The sequence below is a fragment of the Thalassoroseus sp. genome (genome assembly GCF_984380535.1).
This window is the reverse complement of the sequence record NZ_CFHRBF010000013.1, coordinates 12,141-25,863: the sequence shown is the minus strand read 5'-3', so window position 1 is coordinate 25,863 and position 13,723 is coordinate 12,141. Positions and strand designations below refer to the sequence as shown.

Genomic DNA, 13,723 nt, shown 5'->3' with positions numbered 1-13,723 from the left:
CGCCCGACACAATCACAAACTCCTGAGCTTGGTGACTATGCGGCCTTTAGCCGCTCAAAGTTGCTCGTATTGGGATCGACCGCGAGTTGATCCATGTCAGGTTTAGAGTTCACGGAGGAAAGGTTTGACAGTGCTGAAGGCGTTTTACGACAAACAGAAGAAGGCTCCTCGCGACAGTCGAAAACGGAAAGAAGGTGAGCAACCCGGATAAAGCTGATGCACTGGAAAAGGCCGCTGTGGATTGTCCACAGCGACCTCACAAGTAACTTAGCGATCGCCACACATGCAGCCAGCAAGCTCAAGACATGAGTGTCGATCCGTCCTTCAAAAACGAAAGCGACTTATGAAAAACATACAGCGAAATGCTGTAAAAATCAACAGCAAGCTCGACTGCGTCGGCGAAGAATGGGCATCCTTCGCGCATGAGCTGACGCTCTGGGTGTTGAACAATTTAATCAACCGGAACAATGCCTTTGGCCAATATCTCTCGAAGAATTGCCGTTCGGCGAAGCGAAAAGCTGTGACGAAGCGAGGCAATCTCTCAAAAGCAACCTTGATCAAACATTTCTACGGTGAGTCACAAGGGGCTCTCGTCGGCATTCACGCAATTAGCCCCGAACATACGTGCCGCTGGATCGCGATCGATATTGATCAACATGGCGAGAAATGTCGAGATCGCCACCTTGCGAATCGCAAGGCAGCCATCGAATTGTATCGTCGGCTGCGTAAAATGGGGTTCAAGCCGTTGCTGATTTCTAGCAATGGACGTGGCGGTTATCATCTCTGGGTCGTTTTTGATCGGCCAGTTCCTTCTCTGAGGGCTTATCAATTTGCTCAATGGCTTATCAAGGATTGGAACGAACTCGGCTTACAAGAAAAACCTGAAGCTTTTCCAAAGCAATCGAAGTTGACTGCTAAATGTCGTCTAGGAAACTGGCTGCGGCTTCCAGGCCTACACCATACTCTTCGGCATTTTTCTCAGGTGTTTAACGGAAAACGTTGGCTCGCCGGGAGGGCTGCAATTGATACGATCTTGGCGGTCAATGGTCAGTCCGAAGCCTGTATACCAAGCGAGGCTCTTTCATGGGTTCCACCAACGAAAGCGGAACGACAACCAAAACAGGTGTTAGATAACATCCCGCCCAGTCGGCCTATATCTCCTCTCGACCTTGTGCTCGTGCAACTCGACAATGTCGTGCCTTGTGGTGATCAATGGTCCGCTCGCTGTCCGGCCCACAATGACCGCCACAATAGCCTCTCGATTGGTGAAGGGCAGGACGGACGGGTACTGATTCATTGCCACGCCGGTTGCGAATTTGAAGACATCGCTGACTCCTTAAACCTTCCAATCGCAAGCTTTTTCTCGCAGCAAAGTGCGCTACGACGTGTCCGTCGCGTTCGCCCACCTCGCCAATTCCGATCGATGGGACGGGAGGCATCAGAATGAAGAAAACGCAAGTATGTTGGCAGGAAAGGCAGGCGGAGTTTGAATCCGCGATCAGTGATCAAGAATTGCAGTCGCTGTCCTCGCAATGGTTGGTCTCCAAATCCATTCTCAAGGCCCTCGGTGTCGGATGGAGTCGAGCCACAAAGATGTTTACATTCCCAGAGCGAGATGCGGATGGGCGTGTCGTTGGCATCCTAATCCGCAATCCGGAAACGGGGAGAAAGCGGATGTTAAAGGGAAGTCAGCGAGGACTCTGTTTTTCGAGTGACTGGAAAGAACTTCCTGGACCAATTTTGGTCCCCGAAGGAGTATCCGACACAGCGGCGTTATTAGCCTACGGTTTGTGTTCCATTGGTCGGCCGTCGTCAAATGGTGGATTCGACCTTCTGGAGAAGATGCTAGGGAAAACGACCCGAGAGATCATCATCATCGGTGAAATCGATCGAAAGCCCGATGGGAAATGGCCTGGACGAGACGGTGCGAGGCAAACGGCAAAGAAGCTCGCAAATCGTTTAGGACGCAATATCGGGTGGTCATTGCCACCGCGTGAGATCAAAGACATCCGGGCGTTTCTTGAAAGGAGCGTCCAGTCATGAGCGATGACAATGCGAACGGAGAGGACCTGCTTGAGTTTCTGCTACACAACCAATCAATTGTCGAACCAGAAATCAATCATGACACACAAAACCAAAAACCGGTTTTTAGAAATTTCGAAACCGTAACTAGCGGAGGGAAAACGACTTCCCGCGGCATGGTTATCGAACACATCGTCGAAGACCTCGGCGAGATAACTCATGGATGGCCGAAACGGATCGGGCGAATGCTTTTTATTGAAGGAGAAGATAATCGGCCCGTCGAACTGGATTCGGCGACAAGGTTATTTGCGTTTTTAGATAGTGTCGCTCATGTCGAATGGTCCCGAGGGATCGACTGTGTGACTCAGGAACGTCTGTTTGCCTACTTACAGATGAACGCCGAGCGCTTTGAGTCGATTGAAACTTCACCGCACTTTCCACCTCACGAGAAGACCTACTATATGCACTCGGAAATCCCCGAGTCGACGGCGGGGTATCTTGAGGAACTGATCAACTTCTTCAAACCTGCAACGTCTCTAGACCGGGACCTAATCCATGCATGCATCTTGACACTGCTTTGGGGAGGGCCTCCTGGTACTCGCCCTGCGTTTCTCATTACCGGTCCGGACAATGATCCCGAACCGAACAAGAAAGGACGAGGTATCGGGAAATCGACGTTCGTTTTTGTATTGAGTGAACTTGTAGGAGGCATGATGACCTTTTCTCAGAGAGAGGACATCGCTGCGATCAAGAAGCGTCTTTTGTCACCCAAGTCAAAAGGGATTCGCGTCGCATTGCTCGACAATCTAAAAACCTTGAAGTTCAGCTGGGCCGATTTGGAGGGGCTGATTACGTCGCCCACAATCAGCGGCCATCAAATGTACGTCGGTGAGGGACACCGGCCGAACAGTCTCGTTTGGTTTCTCACCGTTAACGGGGCGACCCTTTCGAAGGACATGGCCGATCGATGTATCAATATCAAGCTCGGGAGGCCGGAATTTGATCCCAATTGGGAAGCAGACGTGCGGAATTTCATCCAGGAATACCGGTGGCAAATCCTCAGTGAAATCCGTTCTCAAATCGAAAGCTAAGGAATTCTTACATGTCGATTCAAATCAAGAAGCATAGTCGCTGGGCAGCCTGGGGAGATGCCATTCTGAACAAGGTCGCGCGTCCGGATAAGTGCCAGAGATTGATCCGCCAGAGGCAAAATGATGTTGATGACGATCAGGATGAATCGGACCTCGTCGTCGAAGAAATTCGACGACAATTCCGCAGAGTGGGGAGGGACCCCGATAACTGTCAGGTTTTCATCCGTGCCAAATATCTATCTGAGTGGGTGTATGAAGCAACAGGGGAGAGGATTACTCCTGCAAGAGTGTCTGGGTACTTACGAGCCTTGAACCTTTCCGAATTAAAATCCCAGAAACGCAAATCCCGTGGAGCGGGTTGGATTTGGAAAGGAGGTAACTGCAAGGTCAAGAAGACAGAGGACTATGACCAATTGTTAGAAAACGACTTTCACGGTATCCCATGAAGGCGGGCTGTAGGTTCGATGTACGTGAAATGTAGGCGGGATGTCCCCAAGTCTAATCTTGCATGAGGGTTAGGAGGACTGATGTAGGTGGTGTAGGTGATTTCCAAAAAAGTCAACTGAGTAAAAAGACTAGATACTATGTGCTAGTTGACTCTGAAGATTAGGAATTTGCCTACATGACCTACACAAAATACAACAACCGCCCGCATTCCCCTAGCGGTTCCTACGTTGGGGGGGAGATCGAAATTTGCCTCATCCTATGTAAGAAAGTGTCAAAGCGTTACATAGTTTGAAGTCCGTATCGCGAGCTGCAAACAATAAAGTTCCTAAAAAAAACGCGAAGAACTCCCGAAAAACCCGACGAGCTTCTTCCGACAAAAACCTCGGATGGAAGGCCATAGAAAATAGGAATAATTTCAGAGAAAGTGAAAATTCACCAAGAGACATTGCTTTTGGCCGCGAGAGGCCTGATTGATGAGGCCTATCACAAGGCCCTTCTAGAACGCCTACAAAATCCAGCGGTGCTTGTCCTTGATCTCAACGATCAAACGGCCGAGTCAATTATTGCGACCGCTAAACATCAAAGAGAAAGCGATCTTATAGTCAAGCTAGGCGAAGAATACGATGGCGTTCCAATTGCCGTGTGGCACCTAGAGGGCGAAGTCACTGTAAGCTTGTTGCCCGAAGAAAACCGTGAAATCAGCAATCTTATGAGTCGTTGGTCAGCGATAGCACCCGGCAACAGTTTTCCTGTCGTAGTTATCGGCGGCGACGCGATCTTCCTAGCGCTTATGCCAGTCCCTAGATAGCCGTTTATGTGCCACCAATCATAGTCTTTATCGTTGCGACGGAATAGGAAACTGAACCGACACTGGCCGACTGATCCAAACACCAGACCTCCGCTACCGCCGCGCATGGTCGATGGCGGTGTACGACGGCCGACTCTATTGCGGCGTACTTCCCTCAGGACATATGTATTTGTTAGAGGCCGGGAAAGCGATAGGCTACGACAAACAACTCAAAGCGGGCTGGCGACACCTAGCAGCAATCCGAACAGGCAGCCAAATCCAACTGTTGGTTGACAGAGTCGAAGTCGCCGAAAGTAAAAACTTTGAACCGGCAGCTTACAACCTAACACCGGACATGCCGCTGAAGATTGGCTTTGTTCAGCACGATTACTTCAACGGACGGATGAAGGACGTACGGATTTACGACCGCGCATTACCGTCTTGAGAGATTCAGCGACTAACGTCTGGCAATTAGTGGATGGTAGTCTTTAGACCGATGGATTCGGGTCATCGTTCAGCCTTAGAGAACGGTTCACTCCGTCGAAACCCGAAGTGCTACTTCCGAAGCTACAAGCCTCTCGGCAAGTAGCCGTTTTAAGTCTTGGCAGAGCGCGCAATGCCCGGCGCATCAAAGCGACGTAGGTTTGTCCCTAGAGTCGTTTACAATGGGTGTCTGTGAGAAAATAATCAGGCTCGGTCACGGTACAGTGCGTTATCGGTAGCAATTTGAAGCTTGTAAACAGTATGAAAGACCTCTTTCGCGAGACTACTTACGTCCTTCGGTAAATCAGTCAGTGACACATTACCTTCCACGTCGCTACGGACTCGATCGGTATCTGGATTCCAACCCATCATCGCTCCCCAGCGAGTGAGTTTTGTGGCGAGCCGCGACAATGCTGACAACGCTTCGCTTGTCGAAGTGGGTTGGCTCGGACGCCTTCCGAGATTCCGCCGGCTTCCATAGCGGGAGCGAATTTCGCGATCTAAACGAGCTCGTGACCACCGTTCTTTGACCACCTTTGTTTCCAAAGCAGACCGTTCTCGGCGGTCGGGAACCGTCACCAATCGGTCAATGAATGACGTCCCGAGAGTAAATTCATGCCTTTCACACTTATCCAGGAGTGCGTTCAGCTGCTTCTCGGTATAACGATGAGCGAACCTTCGAGCCTTCCGGAGCCATTCGCTAGACTCGCCATACGGAGCTCGTTCACCATGTTGTTGCAAGCTCTCATGTCCTTCAAGCCAATAGTCCCGAACTTTGGTGATCGCTGATTGGATATCTTTCGACGCTTGGTCTTCACGTCTTGTGCTCATTCAATCCTCCTTCTCAGTCCAGTCGCGGTGCTTGAGGGATACGTTATTCAAAAGCAATTCGGCAAATTGATGATGCGAACATCCCAACTCGAATATACAATTGGTCGACACATTACAGTTCAAAACCGTTTTTTAAAAGAGACAGGCCAAGGAAGCGGTGGTCTTTCGTTTTGTTGCACACGGAGGTGAGACTTGTGGCATGGGAACATCGAAACGGAAAACGCGTCTACTATCGGGCAAGGCGGGTCAACGGCAAGGTCGTGAAACAATACTTTGGGAGTGGCCTTGAGGCGGAGCTGGCAGCACAGGCCGACAGAACCGCACGCGAGATACGCGACCGAGATCGCAATGAACTTCGTCGAATCAAGGAAGACATGGAAGAGGGAATTCGGCTGATGAAGAAACTCGACGAAGCTGTTCGAGTTCTCTCAGCTGGGACACTGATTGGAGCAGGATTTCACCAACACCGAGGGCACTGGAGGAAGCGTCGTGGCTGAGAAAAGCAAGCACCAGCAACACGAAACGACTTGGGGTGAGCTCAAAGAATTGGTTCGCCAAGGCTGTCAGGAGGCGATACCGAAGTTGAGAGAAATTCTCGACAAACACCCTGAGTTGTGGCGGACACAGGGAAATCTCGCTTGTCATGCTCAAAACCAGTGGCTGGAACTAATCGCCGGACAGGATGTGTACCTCAAAGAAGTGGTCGCACGCTTTGCCGCGGACCTGCGGGCCGAACTCGCTGGTTCCGAGGCGAGTCCCTTGGAAACGCTGATAATTGAACGCATCGTCGCCTTGAGTATTCAGATCAATTATTACGAATTGATTCTTGCAAGAGTTGAAAACCTTAAGCCGACGGAGACGAGTGAGTATTTACACAAACGTTGTCAAGTCGCAGACAATCGGCTTCAGCAGGCGATCGTCCAATTAGCTCGCATCCAGAAGTTGCTGCCGAACACTCGGCCGGTTGAAGTGATTCTCAGTGGTGAAGTTCAGGCCAAGTTGAGAAGGAACGATGATTCTGGCGAGACGTCAAAACAGTCTCCGAAGCGAATGCGAGTTCCAGAGAATCGGATCAAGGACTTGCTAGCTGCCGCAAAAAATTGACGAGGGGGGAGCTACGATACGTGAAGGAAATGGTTGAATTTCTCAACGTTATCGAGTGATTTAGGACTTGCCAGTCGGCCGCCATAGAACAACAAGAATTTGGACGATGTGATGCCTGTCGCGAAACAATGTTCCTGGTTGTCGGACAACGTCGAGTTGATATGCAGCAATCCCGGTGTCAGTTTTGAAGTTTTGTCCGATCAGTGTTACGATTTCAGGAGCCTCGTTGGAAACGTTCTCACGCAATTAGGTCGTCCTAATGACTCCGCCGGACCGTAAATCGTCTCCGAACAACACTGAGTCGATTCGAGGCTTGATTCAGACGGGACAACCAACGCGTGCATTCGAGTTGGCTCGCGAGTTTGCAGGTGGCGTGCTTTCCACCGCTTGTCCAGAAATAACCTTTCTTGCGGCACTCGCGCTCGCTCGCGGGGGAAATTATGGCAGAGCCGAGAAGATCGTGGTCGAGCTACTTGAACGCAAGTTGCCAGTCCACGTGCGGGCCGACGCGCTGAGTCTCATGGGCCGAATCCAAAAGGATCGCTGTCGGACCGCAAGCGGTAGTGCACAATCGGAGTTTGCACGCCGATCTTTCGAGTACTACCTGCAGGCATTCAAGCTTACTGGCAAACCATACCCCGGAATCAATACGGCTTCGATGTGCCTTTTGGCAGGCGATAAAGCGGGATGTCGAACCTTCGCGAAACGAGTTGCGACAACGCTTTCAGCAATCGAACCAACGTCCGATGATTATTGGACGCCGGCTACACTCGGCGAAGCGAATCTGCTACTGGGGGACATCGCGGCGTCAGAGTCGGCGTATTCCTTGGCGCTCTGCAGAGCAGCTGGAAACGCAGGTGATATTGCAGCGATCCGGCACCAGGTCCGGCTGCTATCGAGAGCGATTGCAATCCCGTCGAGTTTAGTAACCCTGTTGAACGGCGGTTCCGTTGTGGCCTTTTCCGGACACATGATCGATCACCCGACACGCCAATTGAGTGGCCGAGAACCACGGTTTCCTCCTCATGTGGGCCTTGAGCAAGCAGTGTCGGAACAGATTTCAACTCATCTCGACGAAATTGATGCAGCTGTCGGATTCAGCTCGTGCGCCTGTGGAGGCGACCTGCTGTTTGCAGAAGCAATGCTTGATCGACAGGCGGAACTACACGTTGTTTTGCCGTTCGAGAAGTCAGACTTCTTCGCAACGAGTGTTGACTATGGATTGCAGGAAATGTCTTCATGGCGAAGTCGTTGTGAACGTGTTCTTGCGAAAGCCGAGGTGCATTATGCAACTCGCGAAAATCATCTCGGCGACGATTTCCTATTTCAGTTCGCCAATCGTTTTATGCAAGGACTCGCGATCACACGAAGTGTGGAGTTGTGTTTAGAGCCGATCGCAGTTGCACTGGCTGATAGCAAAGCTGTTGCCCGGACAGGGGGGACACTAGAATTTATCGAGTCTTGGAAGCGAGTCGGACGGCGACTCAAGCTAATCGACCTTGAGCAACTACGCGATGAACATGTTGTTGCGACGAAATCAGAACAGCCTTCAAGCCTCAATCGAGGCCAACGGGAAGTTCGAGCCATGCTGTTTGCCGATATCAAAGGGTCTAGTAGACTCCGGGAAGAGCAGACTCCTGCCTTCTTCGTCCATTTTCTACAGGTCGTTGCAGATACGCTTACTGCGCAGTCCATGCGACCGGTGTTCAAGAACACCTGGGGAGATGGCTTGTTTCTGGTGTTTGAAGAAGCGACGGCTTGTGCCGACTTCGCATTGATGCTGCGAGATCGCATCGGCCAGACCGACTTTACACGATTTGGTTTACCTGCTGACATTGGCGTCCGAATCGCGATTCATGTTGGTCCAGTCTTTCGACAAGCCGATCCGATTCTTGAACGCGACAATTACTTTGGCAGTCATGTCAACCGGACAGCTCGCATCGAGCCTGTGACAATGCCCGGGTGTGTCTATGCTAGCGAGCAAATTGCCGCAATCCTGTCACTGGAAGGAAGTGGGCGCTACCGATGTGAGTATGTCGGTGCGTCCGATCTTGCAAAAGGATATGATCGCTGTCCTCTGTACTGTGTCGGGCGATGACTAAAAAACTCGTAGAGACGAGTTGATAACTGGCACAAGAGCACGAATCACACACACCTAAGAAATCCTCCAATCATGAATCAAGCGATAGCGTTTTTAAAGCAGCTCGTTCAACTAGGTGTGCTCTCCGGTATCGATGTCGATCTCAAAGATGAAAGTGCGATCAGAAGGTTCGTCGACAAATTGGTAAGTCAACAGCAGCTTACCGAGTATCAGCGTTCCGTAATACTAGGCCACGCACAAGGACCGCTTGTATTGGATGACCGCTATTTTGTATGCGATCGAGTCGGCGGTGGCGAGATGGGGCTGGTTTACAAAGCGTTCGATTGCCGGGTCGAACGGACCGTTGCGATCAAAATGCTGCTGAACTTCGACAACTTCGGAACCAAGTGGTTGGAACGGTTCAACCGTGAGATTGTCGCGTTGGGACGATTGCGACATCCGAACATCGTTATGTCCTACGATGCGGGCGAACACAAAGGTTCGCCATTCTTGGTCATGGAACTTGTCGAAGGCCGGGACCTCGGGGCATTGGTGGCCGACAACGGACCAATGTCCGTCCAGGCGGCATTGCGATTGATCATCGAAGCGGCTGTCGCACTCGGCTACGCCCATAGCAAAGGTGTGATTCACCGGGACATCAAACCCTCTAATTTGATGTTGGAATTGGCTGACGAGGAAGGCGACTTCATCCGCCGAATGCAAACCGTCAAGATTCTCGATCTCGGTCTCGCTCGGGTCGCCACCAAACGCGACTTGGTTGGCGAAGAACGACCGGAGCAGAGTTTGACCGCCGTCAACACAACGTTGGGCACCGTGGATTATATGGCTCCCGAGCAGGCATCGAACGCGAAAATGGCGGATCACCGGTCCGACATTTACAGCCTCGGCTGTACGTTTCATTATCTGCTGACCGGTCAGCCGCTGTACGAGACCGACAACTTCATGGCGGCGATGTTGGCTCATGTGCAGCAGCCGATTCCTTCGCTGCAAAGTGTTCGGTCGGATGTTCCGCAAGAGTTGGACGAAGTCTTCGCGAAGATGGTTGCCAAGAACCCGGACGACCGGTTTGAAACGTGGCGGTCGTTGATCAAGGCGTTGGACCGCTTCGTCGTACAGTCCAATTCCACGCAGCTTTCCGATGTCCATGAACTCATGAGGGAAGCCGGCAGCGTTTCGCATTCCGTTGATGATGGATTCGCCTCGCACGATACACAAACCGAAGAACTCCCAGGTACAGGATCGCTACCACGACGTGAAGAATTTCCTGAGCCGAATGGTTCACGTCAAGGTCCTGCTGCCTTCGACGACACCGATGACGAAAGCGACTCTTTTTCACTACCAACCGGTACATCACCGTCCAAGGACTTGGGTTGGCCGGGTTTCGGAAAAAATCGACGACGGAAGTCCTGGAAGACTCCAAGGAAGTCGAAACGGACAACTAACGTTTCCATAGAAACGCTACGAGAGCTTCAACAACTGCAAAACCGTTCGGGAGATGCGAAGCCGGTAATCAAGGGCGTAGACAACGATCCGAAATCTCGGCGAGACGAAGTCGATTGTACGTTGTATGCACCTTCACGCGTTGGTGTTGGCATCAGTTTCTTGGTGCAAGTCTATTTACATTTGCCAAGTCAACATACTCAAATAAAACAACTTGCCAAAGATCGGGACGAAGACACGGAAGAGCGAGGTGCAACTTCGCTGGGAACAGAGATTGCTCGCGGATCGAGACTTAGCATTCGATTGCAAATTGACAATTTAGACGTTGACGATGCTAGCTGCGACATCGTCTGGCGTGGGCGACCGGTAGCAGCTCAGTTCAGCGTGAGAACGCCGCCTGATTTACCCCCGCAGAATGTTCTGGGATATGCCCATATCTCACAAGATTCAATCCCAATTGGTAAGATCGTATTCAAGCTAACTGTTGATCATTCAACAAGCCAAGCAAAGTCTTTACCGATAGGATCGCCGTTTCGTTATCGACACGCTTATGTTTCCTATGCCTCCGAGGATCGCAAAGAAGTACTCAGACGTGTGCAGATGTTGAAGGCGGTCGGAATCGATTTCTTTCAGGATGTCTTGCATCTGTCTGCAGGAGAATTATGGGCGAGAAAACTGCAAGAGCACATTGTGCAGTGTGATGTCTTTTTCCTGTTCTGGTCTTCGGCTGCCCAGCGATCTAAGTGGGTTGAACGGGAATGGCGTTTCGCTTTGACAGAGAAGGGTGATTCGGTTATCCAGCCAATCGCAATTGAGGGACCGCCAGTCCCCTCACCGCCGTCGGAGTTGGAGCATTTGCACTTTGGCGACTCAATTCTGTTCTTTCTTCACACGCGTCGAAGGCGGAGCTTCTTAGGTTGGCTTTCGAGTATTTTCCGATCGAATTCAACCTGATCTAGAGCCGCTCACGATCATGTGTAGCGGTTGTAGCCGCAGCGTCGAAGATAGTTGCGGCATTCGGGGCTTGGGAAGTGTGCGAGGAGTTCGCCGAGGCGATTCCATAGGGCTTCGACAGTTCGCTCACCCGCTTTGCGAACGAGGTGTTTGAGCTGGGTGAAGAACTGTTCGATCGGACCGGGGTTAGGACTGTACGGCAGCAGAGAGCGGATTTTCGCTCCGACACTCTCGATGGATTCTTGAACCCTGGCAACTTTGTGAGCGTTCAGATTGTCCAGCACCACCATGTCTCGGCGGCGAAGAACCGGAGCGAGTTGTAGTCGGGTCCAAGCCAGAAACAGCGTTCCGTTGATGGCTCCGTCCACGACCAGAGGAGTGACCGGACCGTCGGCCCTCAGGCCGCACAGAAAAGTGGTTGTCTGCCAGTGGCCGTATGGCACGCTCGCCGTCAATCGTTGGCTAATCGTACCCCAACCGCGAAGTGGAGTCATATTCGTCTTCGCCCAGGTTTCGTCGACGAATACCAGCCGTTCGGCACGGAATCCGCCACGAGACAAGGCCCAGCGTCGCCGGCGATCCTGCACGTCTGGCCGCTCGCGTACGGTGGCAATCAACGTCTTTTTTTGTGAACCAGCCCCAATCGATGCAGTTCCCGCCAGAGCACCATGATCGAGCCAGAGACATTCAACCTCATCCGGCGTTCTTCCAGTGTGAGGTCCGGTTCCAGGTGCACCGACTCCCGGAGTTCGTCCTCCCGTCCAGCCAAAGTGCGGGGTCTACCGGATTGCCGCCTGGGAGCGATTTCGCCAGACTCCCGCCGTCGCTGCTTTAGCCGCCGAACCCAAGCTGACGACACCGAAAACGCCTCAGCCACCTCGCCGGTCCTCTGACCAGCATCGCAAGCAGCCAAGACGCGCACCCGCAGGTCCATCGAATACGCCTTCACCCCATCACCCTCCCGTTTAGGTTCAGCACCGCCCTCAGGATGACAACATGAATAGAAAAACGATACAGAAAACCGTGAACTGCTCTAGGTTCCGGCTGCAATCGACTGCGACTCTCGAGCGGCGAGTTTGCCGTATCCATGGCTTTGGCTATATCCGAGCGCAAACGCCCAAAACGCCATCCAAAAGAAGCCCAGCGACGTGAGAGCTGCGTCTCCCCAATTCGAGATAAACTGATCCATGAATAATTATATTCCCTACCGATGTTCGTTCATTGCGGTTGTGTTCGTGTCGTCGATCCCGGCCCAATGTCGGTCTTCCATGCCGAGATTCATCTTGAACTCTTTGAAATCGGCAAACAGGACCGGCACGACGAACAGGGTCAACAGTTCGACAGCCATGCCGCCAATGACCGGCCACGCCATCGCCTTGGCGACATCGGAACCACGCCCGGTCGAGTAAATGACCGGCATCAATGCGATAAACGTTGTGAAGGTCGTCATCAGGCAGGGGCGGATTCTCTTCATGCCTGCTTCGACGGTCGCATTGCGGATAGTGACAACTTCTCTCAGCAAGGTGTACTGGTCCGTCCAAAAAACGTCCTTGCTGTCTACGGCGACTGTCGGGAAGAGTGACACCAATTTTTCATGTCATCAATGCTGACTTCCCGAAGCATTAAGCGATCACTCAGCAACTCCACATCTTGGAATGGGCTGATTTTTTGTATGTTATCAGCACAGCCTTCGAGACTTAGGTCGCGCGGGTGTATGTTCGAAAGTAGTGAGCCGATTCCACGACCTGTCAGCTTGCTGATCAAGAGTTGCACAAGGTCACGTTTTCGCTGTCGTCGCAGGAACCACCGGTTCATGCCTTGCCGTTGTTTATTCGATAGCATTGAGATGCTCTATGAATTGCTTGCAGGAAAGAGCTTGCGATTTCGTCGCAAGCATTGAAACCGATCTGTGCGGTGCGTTGTTTATGATCACCCAGAACGATTGAAGTTAGGGTTGCATTTGGAAGTAATTAAAGATTCATCGACTGGTAGAACGCCATTCGAGCGAACGTCAAAAAACACTATGTCGTCTCTGGCCCCAACCAAAACCACAGGCCGATTGTCACGGATGCCAACAGCACACCAGTGATGAATGCGGGCCAAAAGCTCAGTTCCAAACGCGATGCGTAGGCCAATGGGAGAAAGAACGGCAGACCGAGCGGTACCAGGACGAGGGTTTCCCGGGCCAATCGGGAGATCGTGGTCAAATCGCGTTGACCGGTCCAGGTGAAGATGAATGCCAGGATGCTGATTGTTGGGAGCGTGAGCAGAAGTGCTCCCAGTCGGGGGTAGCGGTTGGATATCTCCGAGACCGCCGTGATAGTCACAGCGGCAATGACCGTTTTGGTGACAGTCCACCGCATATTTGATCTCCAAACGCGGAAAGCATGCCAAAAGAAGCAACCGCCGCCGTTGTCTGCCACGAAGGCGGCTGCTCATCACATCGATAAGGCGATGGCAGAC

Annotated in this window: 16 protein-coding genes; 10 read left to right on the top strand and 6 right to left on the bottom strand. The window is 51.9% G+C overall.

All coding sequences use genetic code 11. The features are described from left to right. Positions 1–343 precede the first annotated feature (343 nt). From AC5DDB_RS18260 to AC5DDB_RS18235, 6 genes are all read left to right on the top strand, one after another. Complete coding sequence (locus AC5DDB_RS18260) at positions 344–1,447, top strand: TOTE conflict system archaeo-eukaryotic primase domain-containing protein (RefSeq protein WP_491741189.1); 1,104 nt, start codon at positions 344–346, stop codon at positions 1,445–1,447. Further along, positions 1,444–2,043: a hypothetical protein gene (locus AC5DDB_RS18255; RefSeq protein ID WP_491741188.1), complete on the top strand. Its 600-nt coding sequence runs from the start codon at positions 1,444–1,446 to the stop codon at positions 2,041–2,043. Before AC5DDB_RS18260 ends, AC5DDB_RS18255 begins: the two co-directional genes overlap by 4 nt. Then, complete coding sequence (locus tag AC5DDB_RS18250) at positions 2,040–3,113, top strand: hypothetical protein (RefSeq protein ID WP_491741187.1); 1,074 nt, start codon at positions 2,040–2,042, stop codon at positions 3,111–3,113. Before AC5DDB_RS18255 ends, AC5DDB_RS18250 begins: the two co-directional genes overlap by 4 nt. Positions 3,114–3,124: 11 nt before the next feature. After that, positions 3,125–3,559, top strand: coding sequence for a hypothetical protein (locus AC5DDB_RS18245; protein ID WP_491741186.1), 435 nt, complete (start codon positions 3,125–3,127; stop codon positions 3,557–3,559). A gap of 425 nt (positions 3,560–3,984) precedes the next feature. Then, entirely contained in the window at positions 3,985–4,368 is a 384-nt protein-coding gene (locus tag AC5DDB_RS18240; RefSeq protein ID WP_491741185.1) for a hypothetical protein, read from the top strand. Between the two features lie 112 nt (positions 4,369–4,480). Next, a complete protein-coding gene (locus tag AC5DDB_RS18235; RefSeq protein ID WP_491741184.1) occupies positions 4,481–4,792 on the top strand; it encodes a LamG-like jellyroll fold domain-containing protein in 312 nt (103 codons plus the stop codon). A 242-nt stretch (positions 4,793–5,034) separates the two neighbouring features. Here AC5DDB_RS18235 and AC5DDB_RS18230 read toward each other — a convergent pair whose 3' ends face one another. Then, positions 5,035–5,661, bottom strand: a complete 627-nt coding sequence (locus tag AC5DDB_RS18230) for a hypothetical protein (RefSeq protein ID WP_491741183.1) — start codon at positions 5,659–5,661, stop codon at positions 5,035–5,037. A gap of 194 nt (positions 5,662–5,855) precedes the next feature. Here AC5DDB_RS18230 and AC5DDB_RS18225 point away from each other — a divergent pair, with 194 nt between their 5' ends. From AC5DDB_RS18225 to AC5DDB_RS18210, 4 genes are all read left to right on the top strand, one after another. Beyond that, positions 5,856–6,158, top strand: a complete 303-nt coding sequence (locus tag AC5DDB_RS18225) for a hypothetical protein (RefSeq protein ID WP_491741182.1) — start codon at positions 5,856–5,858, stop codon at positions 6,156–6,158. After that, positions 6,151–6,765, top strand: a complete 615-nt coding sequence (locus AC5DDB_RS18220) for a hypothetical protein (protein ID WP_491741181.1) — start codon at positions 6,151–6,153, stop codon at positions 6,763–6,765. The genes AC5DDB_RS18225 and AC5DDB_RS18220 overlap by 8 nt, the downstream gene beginning before the upstream one ends. Positions 6,766–7,024: 259 nt before the next feature. Further along, entirely contained in the window at positions 7,025–8,863 is a 1,839-nt protein-coding gene (locus AC5DDB_RS18215) for a TRAFs-binding domain-containing protein (RefSeq protein WP_491741180.1), read from the top strand. Between the two features lie 75 nt (positions 8,864–8,938). Next, the gene (locus AC5DDB_RS18210) at positions 8,939–11,260 is read left to right on the top strand and encodes a protein kinase domain-containing protein (RefSeq protein ID WP_491741179.1); all 2,322 of its coding nucleotides are present in this window, start codon (positions 8,939–8,941) and stop codon (positions 11,258–11,260) included. A 17-nt stretch (positions 11,261–11,277) separates the two neighbouring features. Here AC5DDB_RS18210 and AC5DDB_RS18205 read toward each other — a convergent pair whose 3' ends face one another. The 5 genes from AC5DDB_RS18205 to AC5DDB_RS18185 form a co-directional block, all read right to left on the bottom strand. Beyond that, positions 11,278–11,847, bottom strand: coding sequence for a transposase (locus tag AC5DDB_RS18205; protein WP_491741178.1), 570 nt, complete (start codon positions 11,845–11,847; stop codon positions 11,278–11,280). A gap of 26 nt (positions 11,848–11,873) precedes the next feature. Then, a complete protein-coding gene (locus AC5DDB_RS18200; RefSeq protein ID WP_491741177.1) occupies positions 11,874–12,194 on the bottom strand; it encodes an IS630 transposase-related protein in 321 nt (106 codons plus the stop codon). A gap of 99 nt (positions 12,195–12,293) precedes the next feature. Continuing rightward, on the bottom strand, positions 12,294–12,449 hold the full coding sequence (locus AC5DDB_RS18195) for a hypothetical protein (protein ID WP_491741176.1): 156 nt from the start codon (positions 12,447–12,449) through the stop codon (positions 12,294–12,296). Positions 12,450–12,464: 15 nt separating this feature from the next. After that, a complete protein-coding gene (locus tag AC5DDB_RS18190) occupies positions 12,465–12,845 on the bottom strand; it encodes an efflux RND transporter permease subunit (protein ID WP_491741175.1) in 381 nt (126 codons plus the stop codon). A gap of 436 nt (positions 12,846–13,281) precedes the next feature. After that, positions 13,282–13,623 carry a DUF3147 family protein gene (locus tag AC5DDB_RS18185; protein WP_491741174.1) on the bottom strand — a complete coding sequence of 114 codons (342 nt, stop codon included), beginning with the start codon at positions 13,621–13,623 and terminating at the stop codon, positions 13,282–13,284. Positions 13,624–13,723 lie beyond the last annotated feature (100 nt).